Raw genomic sequence first — 24,154 nt, 5'->3', positions numbered from 1 at the left:
CTCAGGCGTCGTTGCCTTCCGGGTTGGCAGACACGATGCGGCTCAGGCTGGGTGGCACGTCCTTGCCCATGCGCCGATCGCGGAACAGTGCCGCACGCATCAGGAAGATATTGGTGATCGGCACCGCGACCGACAGCAGCACGGCAATCAGCAAGGTGTGGAAACTGGGCTTGTGCGACTGCAGGCTGAAAAAGAAGACCGAGCTCCAGACAATGAGCCAGCAGCCGGCGCACGCGATGATGGAAGGTGTATGCACGCGCTCGTAGTAGCTGGGCAGTCGAAACAGGCTCAGCGCCCCGATCAGCGTGATCAAGGTGCCGCCAAGCACCAACACCGACACGAGGATCTGTACCCAGATGGGCAGGTCGACTTCGGTCATTCGATCACCTCCCCGCGCAGCAGGAATTTGGCCATCGCTGTCGAGCTGACAAAACCGAACAACGCGATGAGCAGCGCGGCCTCAAAGTAATTGACGGACGCATAGTGGATGCCCAGCACCAGCATCGCGAGCATACCGATCAGGTACATGCAGTCCAGCGCCAGAACGCGGTCTTGGGCCTGTGGCCCCTTGAGCAGGCGGATCATCGCGAACAGCATGGCCAGCAGCAAGATGAAAAGGGCTGCCGGCATGGTCCAGGCAAGAATGATGTTCATTCGAAAATCTCCATGAGGGGCCGTTCATAGAAGGCCTTGATGTGGTCGATAACGCCTTGCGGGTCGTCTGCCTCCAGCACATGCAGCAGCAGGATGGAGCGGTCGCGCGATATTTCGGCCCACGCGGTACCGGGGGTGATACAGACGATCATTGCCAGCACGGCCAGGCCGTTGGGGTCGCGCAGCTGCAAAGGCACATGGACAAACCCTGCCGGCTTTTTTCGGCTGCCCGGCATCAGCAGCAGTCGCAGCACGGCTACATTGGATTGCAGCGAATCCGCAGCCACACGAAAGCCGAGCCGGATGATGGTCCAGGGTTTTTTGATGCTGACCGAGCGTGGGCGCAGCCCCTGGGTGAGCATCGGAATCAGCCAGCCCAGCAGCACACCGAGAATGATCTGCCCGGGGCTGAGGCTGCGGTTGAGCAGCAGCCACACCAGGCACAGCAGCACGGACAGCAGGGGCGCAGGGAAAAGACGCTTCATGGCTCGGTACCTCCTGCAGGTGCTTGCGGCGCAAGCCCAAACCCCGTCTCAGGGAGCACGGTCGGGATCTCGGGAGCGACCACGGGCTTGGCCGTGGGGGAGGGCTTGGGATGGGTCTCCAGCACGGCGCGGATATAGTTGCCAGGCGAATGGAGGTTGTCAGCCGCGCGCTGGGTAAAGCGCATCACGCTGGCACCATGGGTCACCATCAGGATGCAGCAACCGAGCAAGATCGCTAGCGGCAGGCCTTCAATGACTTTCAGCTCAGGGGTATTGCGGCTGATGCTGGACCAGAACTCCCGAATCCCGATCCGCACCAGGGCGGTCAACGCCATCAGCCCCGTGGCGATCAGCAAGCCCATGAAAAGCCAGCCCAACCAGCCGATCTGCGTACCTGCCGAAGAGCCCAGTCCCAGGGGATTGAGCAGCGCCGAGAGCATGGCGAATTTGCCGATGAAGCCGGACAGCGGCGGCAGGCCCGATATCACCAAGGTGCAGAGCATGAATGACAGCCCCAGAAATGCCATTGCTGCCGGAATGGCCCGGCCGATCAGCACTTCCTCGTCTTCGTCGAGGTTGAAACCATCGCGCGGCAGCAGTTCGGCGGTCAGGAACGGCGCCTCCTCATCCTCGAAGCGTACGCTGGCACCGTCGGTCGTGCGCCATCGCTCGATCAGGTCGGTGATCAGGAACAGCGCCGCCACCGCAAGCGTCGAGCTCGGCATGTAGTACAGCAAGGCGCTCGTCATCAGGTTCTGGCCAAAGCCGGCGGCAGCCAGCAACGTGCCTGCGGACAGGATGGCGGCATAGCCCGCCACATAGCCCAGGCGCTGCGTGCCAAGCATGGAAATGGCCGCATACAGCATCGTGGCCAGGCCGCCCAGGATCAGCCAGGCGCTGCCAAAATGGGCCGATGGCCCGGCCTCGCTGCTGAACATCAAGGTCCACAGCCGCACAATCGTGTAGATGCCCACCTTGGTCATCAGCGCAAAAATGGCGCCGACCGGGGCCGTGGCCGAGCCATAGGCGGGCACCAGCCAGAAGTTCAGCGGCCAGACCGCTGCCTTGATCAGGAAGGCGGTGGCCAGAATGCCGGCAGCGGTGTGCAGCAAGCCCCGGTCCGCGCTGCTGACGCTCGGAATGATGCGCGCCAGGTCGGCCATGTTCAAGGTGCCGGTGATGCCGTAGAGCATCGACACGCCAATCAGAAACAGTGACGACGCTGCCAGGTTGATGGCGATGTAGTGCAGGCCATGCTGAACCCGGGACTTGCCTGAGCCATGCAGCAGCAGGCCATAGGAGGCAGCGAGCATGATCTCGAAGAACACGAACAGGTTGAACAAGTCGCCGGTGAGAAAGGCACCGGCCAGACCCATCATCTGGAACTGGAACAGCGGGTGAAAATGCACGCCTACCCGGTGCCAGCGCGCGCCCGAATACACCACCGCACACAGCGCAACCACGCTGGTGGTCAGCAGCATCAGCGCCGAGAGCCGGTCGAGCACCAGCACAATGCCAAACGGCGCAGCCCAGTTGCCCGACAGGTAGACATTCATCGAGGTGGCCATGCCATCCTGGTTGCTCCATTTGACCAGCGCCATCGCAATGACCAGGCCGATCAGGCAGGAGCTGATGTTCATCAGCAGTTTGGTGCGTTGGTACTTCTCGCCCAGGGTCAGCATCAAGGCTGCGGTCAGCATGGGCAGCAAAATCGGTGCCAGCAGCAGGTGCGGCATCAGGCGCTCAGTCAGCGTCATCAGCGACATCAAGGCGCCTCCTGCACGTCATTGGACAGGGATCCGTCCACGTGGTCCGTGCCCGTCATGCCGCGCGAGGCGAGCAGCACCACCAGAAAGAGCGCGGTCATCGCAAAACCGATGACGATCGCCGTCAGCACCAGCGCTTGTGGCATGGGGTCGGCATAGTGCATCAGATCAGTCGGTACACCCGGCTGCAGTATCGGTTCGCGGTCGATTGCCAGGCCTACGCGGCCCATGCTGAAGATAAACAGATTGACCGCATACGACAGCAACAGCAGACCCATGATGATCTGGAACGTCCGTGGGCGCAGCAACAGCCAGACGCCGGAGCCGGTCAATACGCCAATGGCAATGGCCAGTACGATTTCCATTTGGTATTGTCCTTAGGGTTGAGATGCCGAGTCGCTGCGCTCGCCTTGCTGGCGTTCGTGGTAGCGGAAGCCCCGGACGGATTGGTGGGCAATGCTGGTGAGCATCAGCATCGTGGAGCCCACGACCAGCGAGAACACGCCGATATCGAAGAACAGGGCGCTGGCGATATGGATCTCGCCTACGACCGGCAGGGTCAGGTGTGCGGTGTGGCTGGTCAGGAACGGATAGCCGAAGTACCAGCTGCCCACACCGGTGCCCAGTGCAAACAGCAGACCGGCGGCAATCCAGCGGCGCGGGTAGATGGGCAAATGCGATTCGACCCAGTGCGTACCGGAGATGATGTACTGCAGCAGCAGACCGATGGCCAAGGTCAGGCCGGCGACAAATCCCCCGCCGGGCTCATTGTGGCCACGCATGAACAGGTACATTGCAACAATGGCGGCAAACGGCAGCAACAGACGCACCAGCACAGCGGGCACCATCAGGTAGCCCACAGCGGTATCGGTGGCGCTGCGCGGGTTGAGCAGGTCGGTCTGCAAGTCAGCTGGCAAAAAGCGCTGCTGCTCGGGCACGTCCATGGCCTCGGGTGCCGGGCGGAAGCGCCGCAGCAGCGCATACACGGTCAGCGCAACAATGCCGAGCACGACGATTTCACCAAAGGTATCAAAGCCACGGAAATCGACGAGCATCACGTTGACAACATTGGTGCCACCGCCTTCCGTCTGCGCACGCTCCAGGAAGAAGGTCGAGGTGCTTTCGGGGAAGGGCCGGCTCATCATCGCAAACGACAGCCAGGCCATGCCGCCACCGGCCAGCAACGTGATCAACAAGTCACGCCAGCGGCGCAGCGTGACCAGTGCGCCTTGCTGGGAGACTTTCTTGAGCTTCTTGTCGCGCTTGGGCAGCCAGCGCAGACCCAGCAGCAGCAGCACCGTGGTGACTACTTCGACCACCAGCTGGGTCAGCGCGAGATCAGGCGCGGAGAACCACAGGAAGGTCAGGCAGGTCGCCAGCCCGGCGCCGCCCAAGGTGACCAGCGCCGCCAGGCGGTGGTACTTGACGAGGAAGGCTGCTGCCAGCGAGCAGCTGATGCCGATCAGCCACAGAATGCCAAAGGCGGGGGACAGCGGTTGCAGGCCACGGTTGCCCAGCTCCAGGCCATGGATCAGCAGCGGAAGCGTAGCCGTCAGCAATGCCGCCAGCACCAGCCACAGCGCCTGCCATTGCCAGCGGCGCGTGCCCAGCCAGCGGCGCAGATGGCGCGCACCGTTGGTGATGATCGCCATCACCGCCTGGAACACCCATTGGCCATTGATGCGCCCGACCAGCGGTGCATCATCGAGGTATTGCTTGGCGCGCAGCAGACGCAGCAGCAGATAGAGCAGAATGCCAGCGAGCATGGCGATGATGCTCATCACCAGCGGCGCATTGATGCCATGCCACAGCGCCAGGCTGAACTCCGGCAAGCTGCCGCCCACCACCGGCGAGGCCGCCGCATCCAGGTACTGGCCGACCGCCCAGGCCGGAAAGATCCCCACCAGCAGACAGATCAGCACCAGCAGCTCGACGGGCACCCGCATCCAGTGCGGTGGCTCATGCGGCTCATGGGGCAGATCGGTGGCAGGCGGGCCAAAAAACACATCGACGGTGAAGCGCAGCGAATAGGCGACGCTGAAAATACCGGCCAGGGTAGCTGCCACCGGCAACGCAGTGGTCAGAAACGGTGTGGTGTTGATGTACACCGTTTCGGCAAAAAACATTTCTTTGGACAAAAAGCCGTTGAGCAGCGGCACACCGGCCATGGCCGCACTGGCCACCATCGCCAGGGTGCCGGTAATCGGCATCATTTTCTGCAGGCCGGAGAGCCGGCGGATATCACGCGTGCCCGATTCGTGGTCGACAATGCCGGCCGCCATGAACAGCGAGGCCTTGAAAGTCGCATGGTTCATGATGTGGAACACGGCAGCGACGGCAGCCAAGGGGCTGTTGAGGCCGAGCAGCAAGGTGATCAGGCCCAGGTGCGACAAGGTCGAATAGGCCAGCAGCGCCTTCATATCGTGCTGGAACATGGCGATGTAGCCGCCCAGCAGCAAGGTGATCGCGCCGGCACCCCCGACGAGCCAGAACCATTCCTCGGTACCGCTCAGCGCTGGCCAGAGGCGCGCGAGCAAGAAGACGCCTGCCTTGACCATGGTGGCCGAATGCAGGTAGGCCGACACGGGGGTGGGCGCTGCCATGGCGCGCGGCAGCCAGAAATGGAAGGGAAACTGTGCACTCTTGGTCAGTGCCCCCAGCAACACCAGCACCAGCGTAACGCGGTAGAGCTCGTGGTTGCGGATCTGGTCGCCCGCCGCCAGCACATTGTCCAGCTCATAGCTGCCGACAATATGGCCCAGCAGCAATACGCCCCCCAGCAGGCACAGGCCGCCGGTGCCGGTCACCGTCAGCGCCATGCGTGCGCCCATGCGTGCATCCTTGCGGTGGTGCCAGTAGCCGATCAGCAGGAAGGAGAAGAGGCTGGTCAGTTCCCAGAAAAACACCAGCTGGATCAGGTTGCCCGAGAGCACTACCCCCATCATCGAGCCCATGAACGCCAGGAAAAACGAGAAGAAGCGTGGCACCGGATCGGCTTGCGACATGTAGTAGCGGGCGTACAGCACCACCAGGCTGCCAATGCCCAGTACCAGAATGGAGAACATCCAGGCAAAGCCGTCCATGCGGAAGTGCAGATCCAGGCCCAACTGGCCCAACCAGGCCACGTTGTGGTGCACCACGCCATTGTTCTGCGTTTCCGGGAAAAGCATGGCGACTTGAACCACACAGAACACGGCTATGGCCCCTGCCAAGGTGGACTCGGTGTTACGCGCGTTGGCAGGCAGCAGCGCCGCGATGGCGCTGCCGATGAAGGGGAGGAGGATCAGGTAGGAAAGTGCCATTTCTTTGTAAATTCTACAAGCTGGCTCGATCCCAGCTGCTACTAAAACCCGAGCAAGTTCAGGATATTGGTCATGGCTTATCGATAGTCAATACCCTATGTTAGTGACTGCAAATGCGCGAGCAAAGGCGGTTTCTGGATGGATGTTTTGGACATGGGCCGATGCATGCTTTGCATGAATAGGCAGGCCTTTGGCCATAGGCCAACACGGCAGCCGGGCTGCAGCACCTGGGATGGATATCAGGGGGGAAATGGTGCGTCGCGGCGAGCCACCCGGCGACGTGCACGTGCGACGCGCCGCTGAGGCGCGCTCCATGGTGGGCTGGGCTTGGGTGCATGGGGTCCGGTGCCGAGGCATGTCAGGGCTCCTGCGCCCCAGGGCAGGGCGTCAGCGCATCCTAGCAGAAGCGACCGGGATGTCCTATTGCTCTTCCACCCGGCGGGGCGGGTAGCTGTCCCAGGATTGGCAGCCGGGGCACTGCCAGAAATGCTGGCGCGCTTCAAAACCGCAGGCGGCGCAGCGGTAGCGTGTCAGCGGCTTGGCGGCATTGTCCAATGCGCGCTGGATAGCCGGGTGGTGTTCCTCATGGCTGAGGGTTTCCTGGGTCAGCCAGCGACCCGCAGCCACCAGCGAAGGCTCATGGCGCAGATGCTCGATGTACCAGTCACGCCCGGCAGGCGCCGCCGCGTCCGGCACCATCGCGTGCTCGTCCATCTGAACGAGGCTCTCCATCACATCCAGCGACGGCGCGTTCTGGTAGTTCGCCTCCAGCAGCGCACGCACCTGCGGCTTGCGCTCATCGGTCTTGACCAGCTCCAGCATCAGCGGGGCGACCAGCGGCACCGAGGAGGGCGACACCGATGCCAGTTCGATCAACGAACTCAGCGCCAGCGAAGGATGTCCACTCTTGTGCTGCAGATGGGCCAGCTCAATGCGGGGGCGCGGTGCATGCGGGGCTTCGGACTGGGCTTGCTGCAGCAGGTTCAGTGCAGCGTCGCGCTGGCCCTGGGCCTGCTGGCCCAATGCTTGCTCGCACAGGTAATGGGCAATGCGCACACTGTAGTCCCCCTGGTTGTGGCTGTGCATCAGGCGTGCAATCTGCACCGCCTGGGGCCAGTCGTGGGCACGCTCGTAGATGGCCAGGCGCGACAGGCGTGCCTCGTTTTCATAGGGTGTGCCGTCCAGTCGGGACAGCGCATCCTCGGCGCGGTCCAGCAGGCCCGCCTTGAGAAAATCGAGTGCCAGCGCGTGCTGGGCACGTTCGCGCTCGGGCTTGCTGATATCGGCGCGTGAGAGCAGATGCTCATGCACCCGCACCGCGCGGCTGTACTCGCCCCGGCGGCGGAACAGATTGCCTAGCGCAAAGTGCAGCTCGGCGGTATCGGGGTCGTTCTGTACGGCCTCGATAAATGCATCGATGGCCTTGTCCTGCTGCTCGTTCAGCAGGAAGTTCAGCCCCTTGAAGTAGGCCTTGGGGGCGCTGCGGTTCTCGCGGCGGATCTGGCGCAGGTCAAAACGCGAAGCCAGCCAGCCCAGCACAAACGCAGCGGGAAAGCCCAGCAGGATCCAGGAGATGTCAAATTCCATGAGGGGGCAGCGGGGTGGATTCGTCCGCAGGGGCGTTGATGGAGAGGGCGGGCTCAGCCGCGGCCGTTTGCGCTGCCGCTGCACGCTGCGCGGCTTTGCGGTGCTTCCACCAGCGCGGCACCATGCCGATGATGCCGACAATCACACCCGCGCTGAATGCGAGCAGCACGACCAGAACGAGGGGGGCCTGCCACTGGGTGCCGAAGAACAGGTGCACCACCACATCCCGCTGGTTATTGAGCGCAAATGCAAACAGGGTGAAGAAGATGACAGCTTTGAGCAGCCACAGCAGGTATTTCATGGCAGTGACAGGAATGGCTTGGGCGCCATTCTACGTGCATTCCCGCGCCTGGCCTGGAAAAGCAAATGCCAGCACGAGGCTGGCATTGGTCAAAAGAAGGTGACGAGCCTGACCCCGGCACTGGATCCACAGTTAGGGCTGCTTGGTTCCCCACCTGACCCGGTTGGCCGCTTCCCCATGCGAGGAGGCCCGTCAGGGACCGATTGTACCTAAAGAATGCATGCGTTCCGGCCAGGCGGGCCAAAAAGTCCCTGATCGTCCAGGTGGCAGGGTGCGGCGCCTAAAAGTATTGCATGCAGCGCGGAGCCAGCGCCGTGCATGGCTGCGACTGACCGTAGAATGCGGTGCTATGTCTTATCTTGTTCTCGCTCGCAAATACCGTCCACGGAATTTCTCTGAAATGGTAGGCCAGGAGCATGTGGTGCAAGCGCTGTCCAATGCGCTGGTACAGCAGCGCTTGCACCACGCCTATCTGTTCACGGGAACCCGTGGTGTGGGCAAGACGACGGTCTCGCGCATTCTGGCCAAGTCGCTCAACTGCACCGGGGTGGACGGCCATGGCGGCATCACGGCTGCACCATGCGGCGTGTGCCCGGCCTGTACCGAGATCGACAGCGGGCGCTTTCCCGATTACACCGAGCTCGATGCCGCGTCCAACCGGGGCGTCGACGAAGTACAGGGCCTGCTGGAGCAGGCGGTGTACAAGCCGGTGCAGGGCCGCTTCAAGGTCTTCATGATCGACGAAGTGCACATGCTCACCAACACCGCCTTCAACGCCATGTTGAAGACCTTGGAAGAGCCGCCCGAATACCTGAAGTTTGTGCTGGCGACGACCGACCCGCAGAAGGTGCCGGTCACGGTGCTGTCGCGCTGCCTGCAGTTCAACCTGCGCCCCATGGCGCCAGAGACCATCCAGGAACACCTGGGACGCGTGCTGGTGCAGGAGCAGATTTCCTCCGAGCCACCGGCGCTGCGCCTGCTGTCGCGCTCGGCCCGTGGCTCGATGCGCGATGCGCTGTCGCTGACCGACCAGGCGATCGCCTTTGGTGGTGGCCAGCTGCAAGAGGCCAGCGTGCGCCAGATGCTGGGCGCCGTCGATTCCAGCCACGTGTTCCGCCTGATCGATGCGTTGGCACGTGGTGACGGTGCCGAGGTCGTCGACACCGTCAACCAGCTGCGCCACCAGGGCTTGTCGGCTGCGTCTACGTTGGAAGACATGGCCGTGCAGCTGCAGCGCATGGCCGTGTTGCAGGCGGTGCCCGACAAGGCGCAAGCCGCTGCCAGCGAAGACGACGGGGAGCAGCAGGAACTGCTGCGCTTGGCCCAGCAAATGCCGGCGGACGAGACCCAGCTGCTCTACAGCATTGCGCTGCATGGCCGGGGCGAGCTGGGACTGGCGCCTGATGAATATGCCGCGTTGACGATGGCGCTGCTGCGGCTGCTGGCCTTCAAGCCTGCGGGCTCGGCTGAAAAAAAAACTCTGAATAGCGCGGTTGCCGCACCCAAAACGGCGGCGGCCCAGGCTGCCGTTGCGTCTGTCGCTGCGCCTGCAGCGGCGCAAGTACCGCCATCGCCATCGCCATCGCCATCGCCATCGCCAGCCGCAGCTTCTCAACCACCGCAGTTGGCCAGTGCGTTGGCTGCGCCCATAGCTGCACCTGCGCCTCTCGCTGTAGCCCAGCCGGTTGCCGCGCCTGCTGCGCCGGTAACTACTGCCGCACCCGCCCCGGCCGTGGTGGCCAACTCGATGGCCCAGCCCGCTTCCGGTGGGGCCGCAGGGGCCGACCACATAGCCGCGCCTATCGTGGAGGCTGTCAAGCTGCCAGTGCGCAGCGCAGAGGATTTGATTCCGGCCCGTGCCGCTGCGCCGGCGCCTGCGGCGATCGACCCGCCGACACCGGCCCAGACAGAGAAAGAACTGGTGGAGGAGGAGCAACCGCAAGCCCATGATGACGATGGCTTGCCGGACGCGGGCAGCGATGCCGATGACGAGACCGCTGCGCCTTATTTCGACGAAGTGCCGATCGACGCCTACGCCGATGATGCGCCCCCGGCATTGCCGGGCCGCTCCGATGCCGTAGTGGCGGTGCAGACGACGGTGGTGGTGGCTGAAGAGCGCGCGAGTCTGATCGCCTTGCCGGTGCAAACGCCGCAGGCCAGCGAACTGGATCGGCCCGCTGCCAGCTTTGGCGAAAACCTGGGACGGGTTCCGCCAGAGTTCGAGGACACCGAAGAGGGCCGTTTCTGGAACGACACCGTCACCGGGCTGGTGCAGGCCGAGGCCATCACCGCAGTGGCACGCCAGTTGGCGCTGCGCTCCCAGCTGATCCAGCGCGAGGCCGAGGTGTGGTCGCTGCGCGTGGACCTGGAATCGCTGGCGCAGCCTGGCACGATCGAGCGTCTGCGCACGGCCTTGGTGGCCGCTGGTCTGGTGGGCAAGATCCAGGTGTCCGTTGGCCCCGTGACGGACTGCCCCGCACGCCGCAAGGCCCATGCGGTGCAGGCGCGCCAGCGTGCGGCCGAAGCGACGGTGCGCAACGATCCCTATGTCCAGTCTTTGATACAGCAATTTGGCGCGAAAATAGTGCCCGGTAGCATTCAGCCTCTATGATGCGGCGTTCGCGGGCCGATGGGCGCTCCCACCTGCCGCAGGTTTTTATACAAAAGGATTTTCCATGTTCAACAAAGGACAACTCGCCGGTTTGATGAAGCAAGCCCAGGCCATGCAGGACAACCTCAAGAAGGCCCAGGATGACCTGGCCAACATCGAGGTCGAAGGTGAGTCCGGTGCCGGCCTCGTCAAGGTGCTGATGACCTGCAAGCACGACGTCAAGCGCGTGACCATTGACCCCAGCCTGCTGGCCGAAGACAAGGACATGCTCGAAGACCTGGTGGCTGCCGCCTTCAACGCCGCCGTGCGCAAGGCAGAAGAGACCAGCAACGAGAAGATGGGCAAGATCACCGCTGGCATGCCAGGCCTGCCCGGCGGCATGAAGTTCCCGTTCTAAGCGCTTCGTTTTGCCACAAGCTCTGAGCGTTCTCCAGCCCTTGACAGCCGCGCGCCGTCACGGGCTTGGCTGCCCCATGCACTGCCCGGAAGGACTGGTCCATGTCTGATACGGGTACCTTGGATACACTGGTGCAGGCGCTGCGCCGCCTGCCGGGGGTGGGGGTGAAGTCGGCATCCCGCATGGCTTTTCACCTGCTGCAAAACGACCGGGAGGGGGCCGAGCTGCTCTCGCGTGCACTGCACGAGGCCAGCAGCCGTGTGCAGCACTGCGAACGCTGCCACACGTTTACCGAAAACCGCATTTGCGACACCTGTCTGGATGAAGGGCGGGATGCCGCTCGCCTGTGCGTGGTGGAGACACCGGCGGACCAGGCTGCACTGGAGCGCACCGGCGCCTACAAAGGCTATTACTACGTGCTGATGGGGCGCCTGTCGCCGCTCGATGGCGTGGGCCCGCGCGATATTGGGGTGCTGCAGCTGTTGCAGCGGGCCACGGATGGCGTGGTGCAGGAGGTGATTCTGGCCACCAATTTCACCGCTGAAGGCGAGGCCACTGCCCATGTGATCGGGGACGCCTTGCAGCGCAAAGGCATTGGTTTCACGCGCCTGGCACGGGGCGTGCCCATTGGCAGCGAGTTGGAATATGTGGATCTGGGCACGATTGCCCATGCGTTAGCCGACCGCCGCTGAAACCGAACGGCGCACGCGCTAGGTAACACGCTTGCGGCGGAGCACAGTTGTGCCGTCTCTGCCTTAGCGCTTCCCGCAGGCTGGGAAAAGCGGTTTTCCTGCGCCTGACCCCTAGGCTAAATGCCGCTTTGGCGTCCTGCGCGCCGTTTTCCACCCATTACAATTCAATGCTGATCTCGGTGGTTATTTATGCATTTCATGCATGAATCCAGCCTGGTGCGGTCTGTAGTCTGGCTTTGCTCGCCTTGCTGCGCCGCATGCCCGGTTTCCTGGTGGTAGCCGTTCAAAGATCGTTTTCCGTTACGTTATTGCATCTAGCCGTGTTGCTGCCGGCTGTGCCTCGTGTTTTTTAGGATTTTTGCGTGCAATCTACTGCTGTATCCAAGCGAAATATTCTGGCCGCTGTCATTGGCAACGCGCTTGAATGGTATGACTTTCTGGTCTTTGCCTTCATGACGCCGATCGTGGCGAAGCTGTTCTTCCCCTCCAATCCCAATGATCCCAGTGATGACCTCAACCGCATCCTGATGACCACGGCCGTGTTTGGCGTAGGCTTCTTTATGCGCCCCGTCGGCGGCATCCTGCTGGGTCTGTATGGCGACCGCAAGGGCCGCAAGGCCGCGATGGTGATGGTCACGGGCATCATGGCGGTGGCCATTGCGCTGATCACGTTTGCGCCCACCTACCAGGGTGTGGGTATCTGGGCGCCGATCTTCATCGTGCTGGCGCGTCTGCTGCAGGGTTTTGCCGCTGGCGGTGAGTTCGGTACCTCCACCGCACTGCTGATCGAGCTCGCACCCAAGGGCAAGCGCGGCTTTTACGGCTCCTGGCAGATGACAGGCCAGATGGCGGCCCTGCTGATTGGTGCGGCGGTGGGTACGCTGATTACCGACTTTTTCACGCAGGAGCAACTGATGTCCTGGGCCTGGCGCATTCCGTTCGCCGTAGGTCTGTTGATCGTGCCAGTCGCCATCTACATTCGCCGCCATGTTGAAGAGCCTGAGACTTTTGTGAAGATGCAGGCCGCGCAAAAGGCGGGTACCGTCAAACAAGTTGGTGTACTGGAGATGCTGCGCACCCATGCGCGTGAAACCCTGGTGGGCATGGGCCTGGTGGTAACGGCCACCGTGTCGATCTACATCACCTTCACCTACCTGGTGACCTACTCCACCGTGACCTTGAAGCTGCCGCTGCACGACACCTTCATGGTCCAGATGGCGGGTGCCGCGATGATGGTGGTGCTGATGCCTTTCATGGGCGCCTGGTCGGACCGCGTGGGCCGTCGTCCTTTGATGATCGGCTCGCTGCTCGGTTACCTGGTGGTGCTGTACCCGCTCTACGCCTGGCTGACCGATGGCCCGACCATTGCGAAGCTGATGACGGTGCAGGTCGTGGTCTGCCTGTTTGTGTCGGTGTTTTTCGGCGTCTTCAGCACGGTGATGGCAGAGCTGTTCCCCGCCCATGTGCGTTCGGTCGGCATGTCCATGGCCTACAACATCGCCGTGATGGTGTTTGGTGGTTTTGCGCAGTTCATCGTGACCTGGTTGATCAAGACGACGGGCTCGACGATGTCGCCTGCCTTCTACGTGATGTTCGGCGTGACACTGGGCCTGATCGCCTCCTTCTTCATCCGCGAGCGTGCGCACGACGACGACCTGGATGCCACGATCGGTTAAGCCTGCTGCCTACAGCACCTGCAGGTGCTGGTAACCGCATGGCCCAAAGAAAGCCCGGTGCTGCACAAGCACCGGGCTTTTTTGCGATGACGGGAAGGGCGGGGTCAGGCCCGCGCAGGCAGCATGGCCTGCCACTCGGAGGCCAGCAGGCGCACCGGTTGGGCCAGCGCACCGGGCAGCAGCTGGTCGGCGGTTTGTGCGACGGTCATACCCAGCATATGGCCGAGCAGCAAGGCGCTGGCCATCAGCTGGAGGCTGCCTGCCGGGGCGTCGGGCCATCGCATCTGTGCCTTTGCAGCCAGCTCCGCACTTTGGTGCGGGAAAACTTTCTCGCAGTACTGTATTTGCGGCAGCTGGGGAATCTTCGTGGCCACTGCCTGGAGCAGGGTCTCCCAGGCCTTCAGCTGTTCGGCCGAATAGGCCTGGATCAAGGTCAGCAGCGACTGGAAAGGCGTGCGCCCATCCAGGGCTTGCGAGTGCGCCATGCGCAGCAGATTGAACAGCAGGGCCGGGCGGCGCTGCATCAGCTCCACCAGTGCGCCGGCGTCTGCCTGGCTGCTCAGCACAGCCGCCAGCGCGGCAACATCGGCCGTGCTGGGCAGCACCACCCTGGCAGGCAGCGGCTCGGGCCGGCTGACCGCATAGCCCTGCAACAGGTGGGCTTTGTTCTCCTTGGCCAGTTGGAGCTGTGCGGTGGACTCGATCTTGTCGGCAATCAATGTCGCGCCGGAGATGCGCCGGGCCCATTGCAGCATCAGCACGGCACGCTCGGCCGACAGCACCGAAAAGTCAATCTTCAGGTAATTGACCAGGTCATGCCAGGGTGCGTAGGCGGAATCGAGCACGGAATGGTTGAAGGCGAGCGCAAAGCCCCTGGCGCGCAACGCTTCCAGCGCCGGGCGGCGGGCCATGGCTTCAGACGATGCGGCGTGGCCGAGCGAGGGTATTTCCAGCACGATCTGGTGCGCGGGCAGCAGATCAAGGTGGCTGCCGTGCAGGCTCTCGAAGGTCGTGTTCAGAAAGAGCAACCCGTCGCCGAGCAGCGGGGCGGGTTCAATATGTGAAAGCACGGCATGGGTCAATGCCAGGTCGGATTCCAGCGTATGGGCCGACGCGGTGCGGGAGCGGTTGAATATCTCGTGGCCGATGACGGTGTCATCGGCATCTTTGATCGGCTGCCAGGCAATCGGGGGGGCAGGCGACGTAAACACTAAGGCCGTGGCCAAGGAGGATGGGGTTGCGGAGGGCGCGCTCGTCTGTTGCATGTACGGCTGAACCATGGCATGCATCAGTGGTGCCTCACCAGCAACTGGCGCAAGCGATGTCTGCATTTTGTTATCTCGGGATCGACGTGCATTGTCCTTCATATCGGGCATTTCACGCGTCTGAGGATAGAGTGAACCTGCAGGTTTTGTAGCAAACTGCACACGCTTTTGGGGTTTAAAAAGCGTCAGTTTGTTACAGTTGTCCCTGCAGCCAGTCCAGTTCGCTCTCGCTGAAGCCGGCCAGGCGCCGCGCAGACAGATTGATGGGCGGGCGCGGGCGTGGTGCTTCGTAATGCCCCACAAGCCAGCTGTAGTGCTGTTCCGGATCCAGATTGCGCTGCGCGCAGAGGTACCGGTACCAGTGGTTGCCGATCGCGACATGGCCCACCTCTTCGCGCAGGATGATGTCCAGAATGGCCACGGCCTCCAGCGCATCATCGGCAGAAGTTTGTTGCAATTTTCCCTGAATCTGGGGAGTTGCATCCAAACCACGGGCCTCCAAGGTGCGGGGCACCAAGGCCATGCGCGCCACGATGTCATCGGCGGTTTTTTCGCACATGGTCCACAGCCCCTGGTGGGCCGGGTAGTCGCCATAGTCGTGGCCCCATTTGCGCAAATGGGCGCGCAATAGCCGGAAATGCTTGGCTTCCTCTGCCGCCACCTGCAACCAGTCCTGGTAGAAAGCCTCGGGCATGCCGCCATAGCGCCAGATGGCATCGAGCGCCAGGTTGATGGCATTGAATTCGATATGCGCAATGGCGTGCAGCAAGATGGCGCGGCCCTCGGCCGTGGCGGGCGAGCGCCTGCCCATGGCGGTATGGACCTTGAGCTCGGGCTTGGCCGGGTGGCCGGGCAGGGTGACGCCCTGGGGGACCGCCAACTGCGCCTGGGGTGCTATTGAAATTGTGGCTCTTTGCGCATACATGGCAAGGGTGAGCGCGGATTTTTCCTCGGCATCGGCCACACACAGGGCTTGCAAGGCGGATTGACGTAATTCCATCCCTACAATTATGAGGCTGGTACGCATGTGGCGGCGTGCTGCCCGGCGGGGCGTCTCTGATGCCTGTGAGGCCTTGGCCCGGAACCATAAACCGATGGAGACATGATGGCAAAGTATGAACTCGATGGCGTGCAGCCGCAGGTTGCAGCGTCGGCTTGGATTGCAGACAGCGCGCAGGTGATCGGCCGGGTGGAGATGGCTGCAGACAGCAGTGTGTGGTTCGGCGCCATCCTGCGCGGGGACAATGACCCGATCCGCATCGGCGAGGGCAGCAATATCCAGGACGGCAGCGTGCTGCACACCGACAAGGGCAAGCCCCTGGACATCGGCAAGCATGTGACCATCGGCCATAACGTCATCCTGCATGGCTGCACGATCGGTGATGAATCGCTGATCGGCATGGGGGCCATTGTGCTCAATGGCGCCAAAATCGGGCGCCACTGCCTCGTAGGTGCCGGTGCGGTCGTGACCGAGAACAAGGAGTTTCCGGAAGGCAGCTTGATTGTGGGCAGCCCTGCCAAGGTGGTGCGCACGTTGAGCCCGGAACAGATCGATGGGCTGCGGCGCAGTGCTGAGGGCTATATGGCCAACGCCCGGCGTTTCAAGGCGGGTCTGCGAAAATTGCCCGATTGAGGCGCTGTTGCACCGGGCAGCATGCCCGGGCGCTGCCGGCCTGCATGTATTGAATGGGAAGAATCACAGTGTCTGAACTGCATAAATTTTTGTTTGATGGGCTGCCCGTGCGGGGCGCCATTGTCCGACTGACCGATGCCTGGCAAGAGATCTTGCAGCGCCGCGCAGTCAATACCAGTACTGGCCCGTACCCACTGCCGGTGCAGGAGATGCTCGGCGAGATGACCGCTGCCGGCGTGCTGATGCAGTCCAACATCAAATTCAATGGCGCGCTGGTGTTCCAGATTTCGGGTGATGGCCCGGTGAAGCTGGCCGTCACCGAGGTGCTGACCAACCTGAGCGTGCGCTCCACCGTCACGATGATCGGTGATCTGCCAGCTGACGCGACCCTGACCGACATGGTCAATGTGCATGGCAAGGGCCGCTGTGCGATCACCTTGGACCCCAAGGACAAGCAACCCGGCCAGCAACCCTACCAGGGCGTGGTGCCGCTGGTCGATGTGGATGGCCAGCCGCTGGAGAGCATGGCCGCGATCCTGCAGCAGTACATGCGCCAGTCCGAACAGCTCGACACCGTGCTGGTGCTGGCGGCCAACGACAAGGTGGCTGCTGGCCTGATCGTGCAGCGCATGCCGATCAAGGGCGAGGCCAACCTGGCAGCCGGGGCGCAGAATACCGAAGAGGTCGACCAGATCGGCCTGAACGAAGAGTACAACCGCATTGCCCATCTGGCTGCCAGCCTGACCCGCGATGAGCTGCTGAACCTCGATGTCGAGACCATCCTGCACCGCCTGTTCTGGGAGGAAAAGCTGCTGCGCTTTGTGCCCGAAGACGGCGAAGGTGGCCCGCACTTTGCCTGCACCTGCAGCCGCGAGCGCGTCGGCAACATGCTGCGCAGCCTGGGTCAGGAAGAGTCCGACAGCATTCTGGAAGAGCAGGGCATGATCGAGGTCGGTTGCGAATTCTGTGGCCAGCAATACCGCTTCGATGCCGTTGATGTGGCGCACCTGTTTACCGAACGCGGCAATGACCCGCCAGCCTCCAACCTGGTGCAGTGACGCAGGGCGCCCTGGCGGCGCCTAGCTGGCCGAGGGGGTGATCAGACCCTGGAACAGGCGCAGCTCGCAATCGGGATCGCTGCATTTTTCGCAGTTCCAGCGTGCACGCGCGCCGGGGTTGGCCTGGCGCAATGCCGTGCGCAAGGCCTGCAGGCCCGGCGCCTCCGGGAACCAGTTGCACAGTGCCGCCAGCGCCTCTTGCTCCAGCCGGTGCCCCTGGCTGAACAACAATTGAAACGCCTGCCCCTGAGCCACCAGGTGCAGGCGTGCCTGCATCAGCAGGGTCTGGGTGGGATCGGCTCCGCTTGCACTGTCACGCATCGGTGGCGCCAGCAGCAGCACCGCGTCATGCCGGGTTAGGAACGCGGCTGGCAGCTCTGCCATGGGCGAGGCGGTGAGTTGCGCAAGGCTGCAGGCCTGTAGCACAAATGCGGGCGGTGATGCCGTATCGCACTGCGCCAGGTAATGCGCCAGTTGCTGCGCGAGCTGCTCTGCATCCGCGCAGGCTGCCGAGGCCAGGTAGACCGCCGGTGGCGAGCCCATGGGGCGGGGTGTGATGGCAGAAGGGGGCAGCGCAGGCATGGCGGCGATGATACGGCCTAAGGCAGGCCAGGGCGACAAAAAAGCGCCTCCTGGGAGGCGCTTACTGGGGCTGGGGGCCGCGCTGTCTTATTTGCGCGTGTACTGCACAAACACTTCATTGGGCTTGACCATGCCGAGCTCATTGCGGGCCTTGCCCTCAACCATGTCCATGCCTTGCTTGAGGTCGTTGACCTCGGTCTCCAGGCGCAGGTTCTCACGCGTGGCCGCTTCGTTCTCCGTTTTCTGGGTGGCGATTTGCTGCTTCATGTCCTTGACGTAGGGCACGCTGCCGCGCCCACTCCAGAGCTGGGCATGGATGCTGACCAGGATGGCCAGCAGCACAAAAGGAACTATGCGAGAGATCATGGCAAACAGAAGTCCGGGAGGCAGTCAGGACACGGCTGTTAGCCATGTCCCGAGACAAGCTTAGCGCAGATTGTAGAAGGCGGCGCGGCCTGGATACACTGCCACTTCGCCCAGGTCTTCCTCGATGCGCAGCAGTTGGTTGTACTTGGCCATGCGGTCCGAGCGGCTCAGCGAGCCGGTCTTGATCTGGCCGGCGTTCAAGCCCACGGCGATGTCGGCGATGGTGCTGTCTTCGGTTTCGCCCGAGCGGTGCGAGATCACGGCGGTGTAGCCGGCGCGCTTGGCCATCTCGATGGCGGCAAAGGTCTCGCTCAAGGTGCCGATTTGGTTGATCTTGATCAGGATCGAGTTGGCGATGCCCTTGTCGATGCCTTCCTTGAGGATCTTGGTGTTGGTCACGAACAGGTCGTCACCGACCAGCTGCACCTTCTTGCCCAGGCGCTCGGTCAGCACCTTCCAGCCATCCCAGTCGCCTTCGTGCATGCCGTCTTCGATGGAGATGATCGGGTACTTGTCGCACCAGGCAGCCAGCATGTCGGTCCACTGCTCGGCCGTCAGGCTGATGCCGCCTTCGCCTTCGAGCACGTACTTGCCGTCCTTGTAGAACTCGGAGGCAGCGCAGTCCAGCGCCAGCGCGATCTGGTCGCCAGCGGTGTAGCCCGCCTGGTCGATGGCTTCGAGGATCAGCTGAATGGCCGCTTCATGGTTCTCGACCGATGGCGCGAAACCGCCTTCGTCGCCCACGGCGGTGGGCATGCCACGGCTGTCGATGATCTTCTTGAGCGCGTGGAACACTTCGGCACCCCAGCGCAGCGCTTCACGGAAGCTCGGCGCACCGACGGGCACGATCATGAACTCTTGCAGGTCCAGCGAGTTGTTGGCGTGTGCGCCACCGTTGATGACGTTCATCATCGGCACGGGCAGTTGCACACCGCCCATGCCGCCAAAGTAGCGGTACAGCGGCAGGCCGGCTTCTTCGGCAGCGGCGCGGGCCACGGCCATCGACACGGCCAGCATGGCGTTGGCGCCCAGGCGGCTCTTGTTGTCGGTGTTGTCCAGGTCGATCAGGGTCTTGTCCAGGAAGGCCTGCTCGGCGGCATCCAGGCCCAGGATGGCTTCGGAGATTTCGGTATTGATGTGCTCGACGGCCTTGAGCACGCCCTTGCCCAGGTAGCGGCTCTTGTCGCCGTCGCGCAGCTCGATGGCTTCACGCGAACCGGTGGAGGCGCCCGATGGGACGGCCGCGCGGCCCATTACACCCGATTCCAGCAATACATCACATTCCACGGTGGGGTTGCCACGCGAATCCAGAATTTCGCGGCCAACGATATCAACAATTGCACTCACTTTAGAGCCTTTCAGAGATTGAGAAACGGGATGGTGCGCTGCAAACGGGTGGGCTGCAACTGCACGGAATCAAAAGGGGTGGGCAGGGCGGGGCAGCGCTTAAACGCCTTCGACCAGTACCATGCGCATGATGGCGGCACCGGCACGCGCTTCGCGCGCCTTGCTGTACTCGGGGGAGTCGTAAAAACGGCGGGCCTGCTCGCTGTCCTTGAACTTCAGGATCACGGTGCGGCCGGGGTTCCAGTCGCCCTCGATCACCTCGACCTTGCCACCGCGCACGCAGACTTCGGCATCATAGGTCTGCATGGCGATGGTGCTGAACTTGCGGTACTCCTCGTACTGCTCCGGGTCGGTGACGGTGACCGATGCAATGATGTATGCGCTTGGCATTTAAGCTCCAAAATTGTTTTCCAGGAAACCGTTCTTCTTGGTGATGCCGTCGAGCGCCACCATGGTTTCGAGCAAGGCCTTCATGTGCTTGAGCGGCACCGCATTGGGGCCATCGCTCAGCGCATTGCAGGGGTCCGGATGGGTTTCCATGAACACGCCGGCGACGCCTACGGCAATGGCTGCGCGGGCCAGCACGGGAACCATCTCGCGCATGCCGCCGCTGGAGGTGCCATTGCCGCCGGGTAGCTGCACGCTGTGGGTGGCATCGAACACCACCGGCGCATGGGTCTCGCGCATGATGGCGAGCGAGCGCATGTCGCTCACCAGGTTGTTGTAGCCAAAGCTGGCGCCGCGTTCGCAGGCCATGAAGCTGTCCTCGGGCAGGCCCACTTCCTTGGCGGCAGCGCGGGCCTTGTCGATGACATTCTTCATGTCATGCGGGGCCAGAAACTGGCCCTTCTTGATGTTGACCGGCTTGCCGGATTGGGCGACCGCCCGGATGAAGTCGGTCTGGCGGCACAGGAAGGCCGGTGTCTGCAGCACATCGACGATGCTGGCGACGTAGGGCACTTCGGCTTCGGTGTGCACATCGGTGAGGATGGGCACATTCAGCTCTTTTTTCACCTTGGCCAGAATCTCCAGGCCTTTTTCCATGCCAGGGCCGCGAAAGCTCGTGCCCGAGCTGCGGTTGGCCTTGTCAAAGCTGCTCTTGAAGATAAAGGGGATGCCCAGGCTGGACGTCATTTCCTTGAGCTGTCCGGCCACATCCATCTGCAGCTGCTCGGACTCGACCACGCAGGGGCCGGCGATCAGGAAAAACGGTTTATCAAGCCCGATATCAAATCCGCACAATTGCATGGACGGTGTTCCTTAAGGATGGGGTGAAAGCAAAGACGCCATGAGAAACGCAGCGTTGGTGGGTGCTTTGTTTGTCATGGCTTCAGTGTGTGCCGCAGCGTGGCCGCAATTTTACTTGGCTGCCTGCTTCTTGCGATCGACTGCTGCCTTGATGAAGGCATTGAACAGCGGATGGCCGGCCCAGGGGGTGGACTTGAACTCGGGGTGGAACTGCACGCCGATGAACCAGGGGTGTACCGCCTTAGGCAGCTCGACGATCTCGGTCAGGTGCTCGCGCTGGGTCAGCGCGGAGATCACCAGGCCCGCGTTGCGCAGCTGGTCCAGGTACTGGGTGTTGGCTTCGTAGCGGTGGCGGTGGCGTTCGGTCACCACATCACCGTAGATGCTGTGGGCCAGCGTGTCCTTTTGCACATCGGACGATTGCGCGCCCAGGCGCATCGTGCCGCCCAGGTCCGAGTTCTCGTCGCGGGTCTTGATCGTGCCGTCGGCATCCTTCCACTCGGTGATCAGCGCGATCACGGGGTGGGGGGTCTGGCGGTCGAACTCGGTGGAGTTGGCATTGTCCAGCCCTGCCACATGGCGGGCGTATTCAATGGTGGCCACCTGCATGCCCAGGCAGATGCCCAGGTAGGGCACCTTGCCTTCACGGGCAAACTTGGCCGTGGAGATCTTGCCTTCCACGCCGCGCGAGCCAAAGCCGCCGGGCACCAGGATGCCGTCATAGCTCTTGAGCAGCTCGGCGGCATCGCTGTCGTGGATGGTTTCCGAATCCACGTGCGTGATCTTGACGCGCACATGGTTTTGCATGCCGGCGTGCTTGAGCGCTTCGTTGACGGACTTGTAGGCATCCGACAGCTCGACATACTTGCCCACCATCGCAATGGCCACTTCGCCCTTGGGGTGCTCGGTCTCATAGACCAGGTCATCCCAGCGCTTGAGGTTGGCCGGAGGTGTGTTCAGGCGCAGCTTGTCGCAGATGAGGCCGTCCAGGCCCTGCTCGTGCAGCATGCGGGGCACCTTGTAGATGGTGTCCACATCCCACATGCTGATGACGCCCCAGGATTGCACATTGGTGAACAAGGAGATCTTGTCACGCTCTTCCTCGGGGACGGCATGCTGGGCGCGGCACAGCAGCGCATCGGGCTGGATACCGATTTCGCGCAGCTTCTGCACCGTGTGCTGGGTGGGCTTGGTCTTGAGCTCGCCGGCCGCTGCGATGTAGGGCAGGTAGGTCAGGTGCACAAAGGCCGAGTTGTTGGGGCCGAGCTTGAGCGACAGCTGGCGCACCGCTTCGAGGAAGGGCAGCGACTCGATATCGCCGACCGTACCACCGATTTCGCAAATGGCGACATCGACAGCGTGGTCGGTGCCGATGCCGGCGCCGCGCTTGACGTATTCCTGGATCTCGTTGGTGATGTGGGGAATGACCTGCACGGTCTTGCCCAGGTAGTCACCACGGCGTTCTTTTTCAAGAACACTTTGGTAGATGCGGCCGGTCGTGAAGTTGTTGGACTGGCGCATGCGCGTTTCGATGAAACGCTCATAGTGGCCCAGGTCCAGGTCGGTCTCGGCGCCATCGTCCGTCACAAACACTTCGCCGTGCTGGAAGGGGGACATGGTGCCTGGATCCACGTTGATGTAGGGATCCAGCTTGATCAGGGTGACTTTGAGTCCGCGCGATTCCAAAATCGCTGCAAGGGAGGCTGAGGCGATTCCCTTGCCCAGGGAAGACACCACACCGCCAGTAACGAAGACAAATTTGGTCATGTCTTTTAGGGAGGTGGGAAATTCTGATTATAAAGGCGTATGCCAGCCCCTGCGGACAGCTGCGACAAATGGGCTTCAACGGCCACGGGTTTGCGTGCGATGGCGTGCGGCAAAGATAGCCGTTCTGGCGCTGCTCTCTTGTCTGCTGCAGTGCAGCGGTGGCGCTGTGCCTCTGCTACATTGGCGGGCATGAACCAGCTCCACGGAAAACATATTGTCCTCGGCATGTCGGGCGGCGTTGCAGCCTTCAAATCGGCCGAGCTGTGCCGCCGATTGATCAAGGCCGGAGCGACCGTGCAAGTGGTCATGACCGAATCGGCCACCCAATTCATGACCCCGGTCACGATGCAGGCGCTCTCCAACCGCCCGGTCTATACCTCGCAGTGGGATCCGCGCGATCCCAACAACATGCCGCACATCAACCTGAGCCGCGAGGCCGATGCGGTGGTAGTGGCGCCTTGCAGCGCCGACTTTATCGCCCGCCTGGTGCAGGGCCGGGCCGATGAGCTGCTGAGCCTGTTGTGCCTGGCGCGTCCCATCGACCGCGTGCCCCTGATCCTCGCGCCCGCGATGAACCGCGAGATGTGGGCCCACCCTGCGACGCAGCGCAACCTGCGCCAGGTGCAGGCCGATGGCGCCGTGGTGCTGGGCGTGGGCAATGGCGACCAGGCCTGTGGCGAGACCGGGGACGGCCGCATGCTGGAGGCGGCCGAGATCGAGGAAGAGCTGCAGTATTTTTTCAGCGCCAAGGCGCTGGCAGGCAAAAGGCTGTTGATCACCGCAGGCCCCACGTTCGAAGCGATTGACCCGGTGCGGGGCATCACCAACCTGTCCAGCGGCAAGATGGGCTTTGCGATTGCGCGTGCGGCGCAGGCCGCGGGCGCCGAGGTCACGCTGGTCGCCGGTCCGGTGCATCTGCCCACGCCGCGTGGCGTGCGCCGCATCGATGTGCAATCGGCGCAAGACATGCTGCAAGCGGTGCTGGCCAGCGTGGAAGGCGCCGATGTGTTTGTAGCCACCGCTGCGGTGGCCGACTGGCGCCCCGCCCGTGCGGCGGACCAGAAGATCAAGAAGGACGGCAGTGGCGAGGTGCCCCATCTGGCTTTTGTCGAAAACCCGGACATTCTGGCCACCGTCGCGCAGCTGCCGCGTGCCAAGAGCGGCGATCTGTACTGCGTGGGCTTTGCCGCCGAAAGCGAAAACCTGCTGGCCAACGCCCAGGCCAAGCGCCTGCGCAAGCAGATTCCGCTCCTGGTCGGCAATATTGGCCCCGCCACCTTTGGCAAGGACGACAATGCCTTGCTGCTGGTGGACGCGCAGGGCCACCAGGAGCTGCCCCATGCCAGCAAGGCGGCCTTGGGCGAGCAATTGGTGGCCGAGATCGCCAAGCGCATCGCGCGCTAGTTCGCAAACGCCG

Annotated in this window: 23 protein-coding genes and 1 other RNA gene; 7 read left to right on the top strand and 17 right to left on the bottom strand. The window is 62.7% G+C overall.

Annotated features, from left to right (window positions below; genetic code table 11):
• Position 1: 1 nt before the first annotated feature.
• The 9 genes from ACHWUQ_RS21795 to ffs all read right to left on the bottom strand — a co-directional run bounded on the left by ACHWUQ_RS21795 (position 2) and on the right by ffs (position 8,289).
• The gene (locus ACHWUQ_RS21795) at positions 2-379 is read right to left on the bottom strand and encodes a monovalent cation/H(+) antiporter subunit G (protein ID WP_239812231.1); all 378 of its coding nucleotides are present in this window, start codon (positions 377-379) and stop codon (positions 2-4) included.
• Positions 376-654, bottom strand: coding sequence for a K+/H+ antiporter subunit F (locus ACHWUQ_RS21790; RefSeq protein ID WP_182322531.1), 279 nt, complete (start codon positions 652-654; stop codon positions 376-378). The genes ACHWUQ_RS21795 and ACHWUQ_RS21790 overlap by 4 nt, the downstream gene beginning before the upstream one ends.
• Positions 651-1,139 (bottom strand): Na+/H+ antiporter subunit E, encoded by a 489-nt coding sequence (locus ACHWUQ_RS21785; protein WP_239812230.1) that lies wholly within the window; start codon positions 1,137-1,139, stop codon positions 651-653. Before ACHWUQ_RS21785 ends, ACHWUQ_RS21790 begins: the two co-directional genes overlap by 4 nt.
• A complete protein-coding gene (locus ACHWUQ_RS21780; RefSeq protein ID WP_312531488.1) occupies positions 1,136-2,905 on the bottom strand; it encodes a monovalent cation/H+ antiporter subunit D in 1,770 nt (589 codons plus the stop codon). Before ACHWUQ_RS21780 ends, ACHWUQ_RS21785 begins: the two co-directional genes overlap by 4 nt.
• The gene (locus ACHWUQ_RS21775; protein ID WP_021028259.1) at positions 2,905-3,270 is read right to left on the bottom strand and encodes a Na+/H+ antiporter subunit C; all 366 of its coding nucleotides are present in this window, start codon (positions 3,268-3,270) and stop codon (positions 2,905-2,907) included. Before ACHWUQ_RS21775 ends, ACHWUQ_RS21780 begins: the two co-directional genes overlap by 1 nt.
• 12 nt (positions 3,271-3,282) lie before the next feature.
• On the bottom strand, positions 3,283-6,207 hold the full coding sequence (locus ACHWUQ_RS21770) for a monovalent cation/H+ antiporter subunit A (RefSeq protein ID WP_312409237.1): 2,925 nt from the start codon (positions 6,205-6,207) through the stop codon (positions 3,283-3,285).
• Between the two features lie 420 nt (positions 6,208-6,627).
• A complete protein-coding gene (gene lapB, locus ACHWUQ_RS21765; RefSeq protein ID WP_313329790.1) occupies positions 6,628-7,794 on the bottom strand; it encodes a lipopolysaccharide assembly protein LapB in 1,167 nt (388 codons plus the stop codon).
• Positions 7,784-8,095 carry a lipopolysaccharide assembly LapA domain-containing protein gene (locus ACHWUQ_RS21760; protein WP_239812227.1) on the bottom strand — a complete coding sequence of 104 codons (312 nt, stop codon included), beginning with the start codon at positions 8,093-8,095 and terminating at the stop codon, positions 7,784-7,786. Before ACHWUQ_RS21760 ends, lapB begins: the two co-directional genes overlap by 11 nt.
• 98 nt (positions 8,096-8,193) lie before the next feature.
• Positions 8,194-8,289: signal recognition particle sRNA small type (gene ffs, locus ACHWUQ_RS21755), an RNA gene on the bottom strand.
• Between the two features lie 155 nt (positions 8,290-8,444).
• On the opposite strand from ffs, the gene dnaX reads away from it, so the two are divergent.
• The 4 genes from dnaX (at position 8,445) to ACHWUQ_RS21735 (ending at position 13,471) form a co-directional block, all read left to right on the top strand.
• Positions 8,445-10,706, top strand: coding sequence for a DNA polymerase III subunit gamma/tau (gene dnaX, locus ACHWUQ_RS21750; RefSeq protein ID WP_394682423.1), 2,262 nt, complete (start codon positions 8,445-8,447; stop codon positions 10,704-10,706).
• A 64-nt stretch (positions 10,707-10,770) separates the two neighbouring features.
• Positions 10,771-11,103, top strand: a complete 333-nt coding sequence (locus tag ACHWUQ_RS21745) for a YbaB/EbfC family nucleoid-associated protein (RefSeq protein ID WP_239812225.1) — start codon at positions 10,771-10,773, stop codon at positions 11,101-11,103.
• Positions 11,104-11,204: 101 nt separating this feature from the next.
• Positions 11,205-11,795 carry a recombination mediator RecR gene (gene recR, locus ACHWUQ_RS21740; RefSeq protein WP_312531497.1) on the top strand — a complete coding sequence of 197 codons (591 nt, stop codon included), beginning with the start codon at positions 11,205-11,207 and terminating at the stop codon, positions 11,793-11,795.
• Positions 11,796-12,157: 362 nt separating this feature from the next.
• Positions 12,158-13,471, top strand: coding sequence for an MFS transporter (locus tag ACHWUQ_RS21735; RefSeq protein ID WP_394682422.1), 1,314 nt, complete (start codon positions 12,158-12,160; stop codon positions 13,469-13,471).
• Between the two features lie 104 nt (positions 13,472-13,575).
• On the opposite strand, the gene ACHWUQ_RS21730 is transcribed toward ACHWUQ_RS21735, so the two are convergent.
• Together ACHWUQ_RS21730 and ACHWUQ_RS21725 are read right to left on the bottom strand one after the other, a co-directional pair.
• Positions 13,576-14,697: a hypothetical protein gene (locus tag ACHWUQ_RS21730; protein ID WP_394682421.1), complete on the bottom strand. Its 1,122-nt coding sequence runs from the start codon at positions 14,695-14,697 to the stop codon at positions 13,576-13,578.
• Positions 14,698-14,929: 232 nt separating this feature from the next.
• Positions 14,930-15,736 carry a ferritin-like domain-containing protein gene (locus ACHWUQ_RS21725; protein WP_312409232.1) on the bottom strand — a complete coding sequence of 269 codons (807 nt, stop codon included), beginning with the start codon at positions 15,734-15,736 and terminating at the stop codon, positions 14,930-14,932.
• A gap of 105 nt (positions 15,737-15,841) precedes the next feature.
• Here ACHWUQ_RS21725 and ACHWUQ_RS21720 point away from each other — a divergent pair, with 105 nt between their 5' ends.
• Positions 15,842-16,369 (top strand): gamma carbonic anhydrase family protein, encoded by a 528-nt coding sequence (locus ACHWUQ_RS21720; RefSeq protein ID WP_239812220.1) that lies wholly within the window; start codon positions 15,842-15,844, stop codon positions 16,367-16,369.
• A 68-nt stretch (positions 16,370-16,437) separates the two neighbouring features.
• Positions 16,438-17,427 (top strand): Hsp33 family molecular chaperone HslO, encoded by a 990-nt coding sequence (locus ACHWUQ_RS21715; RefSeq protein ID WP_230778097.1) that lies wholly within the window; start codon positions 16,438-16,440, stop codon positions 17,425-17,427.
• 21 nt (positions 17,428-17,448) lie between these two features.
• Here ACHWUQ_RS21715 and ACHWUQ_RS21710 read toward each other — a convergent pair whose 3' ends face one another.
• From ACHWUQ_RS21710 to ACHWUQ_RS21685, 6 genes are all read right to left on the bottom strand, one after another.
• Positions 17,449-18,009 (bottom strand): hypothetical protein, encoded by a 561-nt coding sequence (locus ACHWUQ_RS21710; RefSeq protein WP_394682420.1) that lies wholly within the window; start codon positions 18,007-18,009, stop codon positions 17,449-17,451.
• A gap of 87 nt (positions 18,010-18,096) precedes the next feature.
• The gene (locus ACHWUQ_RS21705) at positions 18,097-18,375 is read right to left on the bottom strand and encodes a septum formation initiator family protein (protein ID WP_312531512.1); all 279 of its coding nucleotides are present in this window, start codon (positions 18,373-18,375) and stop codon (positions 18,097-18,099) included.
• Between the two features lie 60 nt (positions 18,376-18,435).
• A complete protein-coding gene (gene eno, locus ACHWUQ_RS21700) occupies positions 18,436-19,722 on the bottom strand; it encodes a phosphopyruvate hydratase (RefSeq protein WP_239812217.1) in 1,287 nt (428 codons plus the stop codon).
• Positions 19,723-19,821: 99 nt separating this feature from the next.
• The gene (locus tag ACHWUQ_RS21695; protein ID WP_239812216.1) at positions 19,822-20,112 is read right to left on the bottom strand and encodes a DUF1330 domain-containing protein; all 291 of its coding nucleotides are present in this window, start codon (positions 20,110-20,112) and stop codon (positions 19,822-19,824) included.
• Complete coding sequence (kdsA, locus tag ACHWUQ_RS21690) at positions 20,113-20,970, bottom strand: 3-deoxy-8-phosphooctulonate synthase (RefSeq protein ID WP_369459132.1); 858 nt, start codon at positions 20,968-20,970, stop codon at positions 20,113-20,115.
• A 111-nt stretch (positions 20,971-21,081) separates the two neighbouring features.
• Entirely contained in the window at positions 21,082-22,737 is a 1,656-nt protein-coding gene (locus ACHWUQ_RS21685) for a CTP synthase (protein WP_230778111.1), read from the bottom strand.
• 189 nt (positions 22,738-22,926) lie between these two features.
• On the opposite strand from ACHWUQ_RS21685, the gene coaBC reads away from it, so the two are divergent.
• Entirely contained in the window at positions 22,927-24,141 is a 1,215-nt protein-coding gene (coaBC, locus tag ACHWUQ_RS21680) for a bifunctional phosphopantothenoylcysteine decarboxylase/phosphopantothenate--cysteine ligase CoaBC (protein WP_394682419.1), read from the top strand.
• Positions 24,142-24,154 lie beyond the last annotated feature (13 nt).

Source organism: uncultured Comamonas sp. (genome assembly GCF_964277875.1).
In the GTDB taxonomy this organism is placed as follows: domain Bacteria; phylum Pseudomonadota; class Gammaproteobacteria; order Burkholderiales; family Burkholderiaceae_C; genus Comamonas; species Comamonas sediminis.
This window is presented reverse-complemented; position numbering and strand designations above follow the sequence as displayed.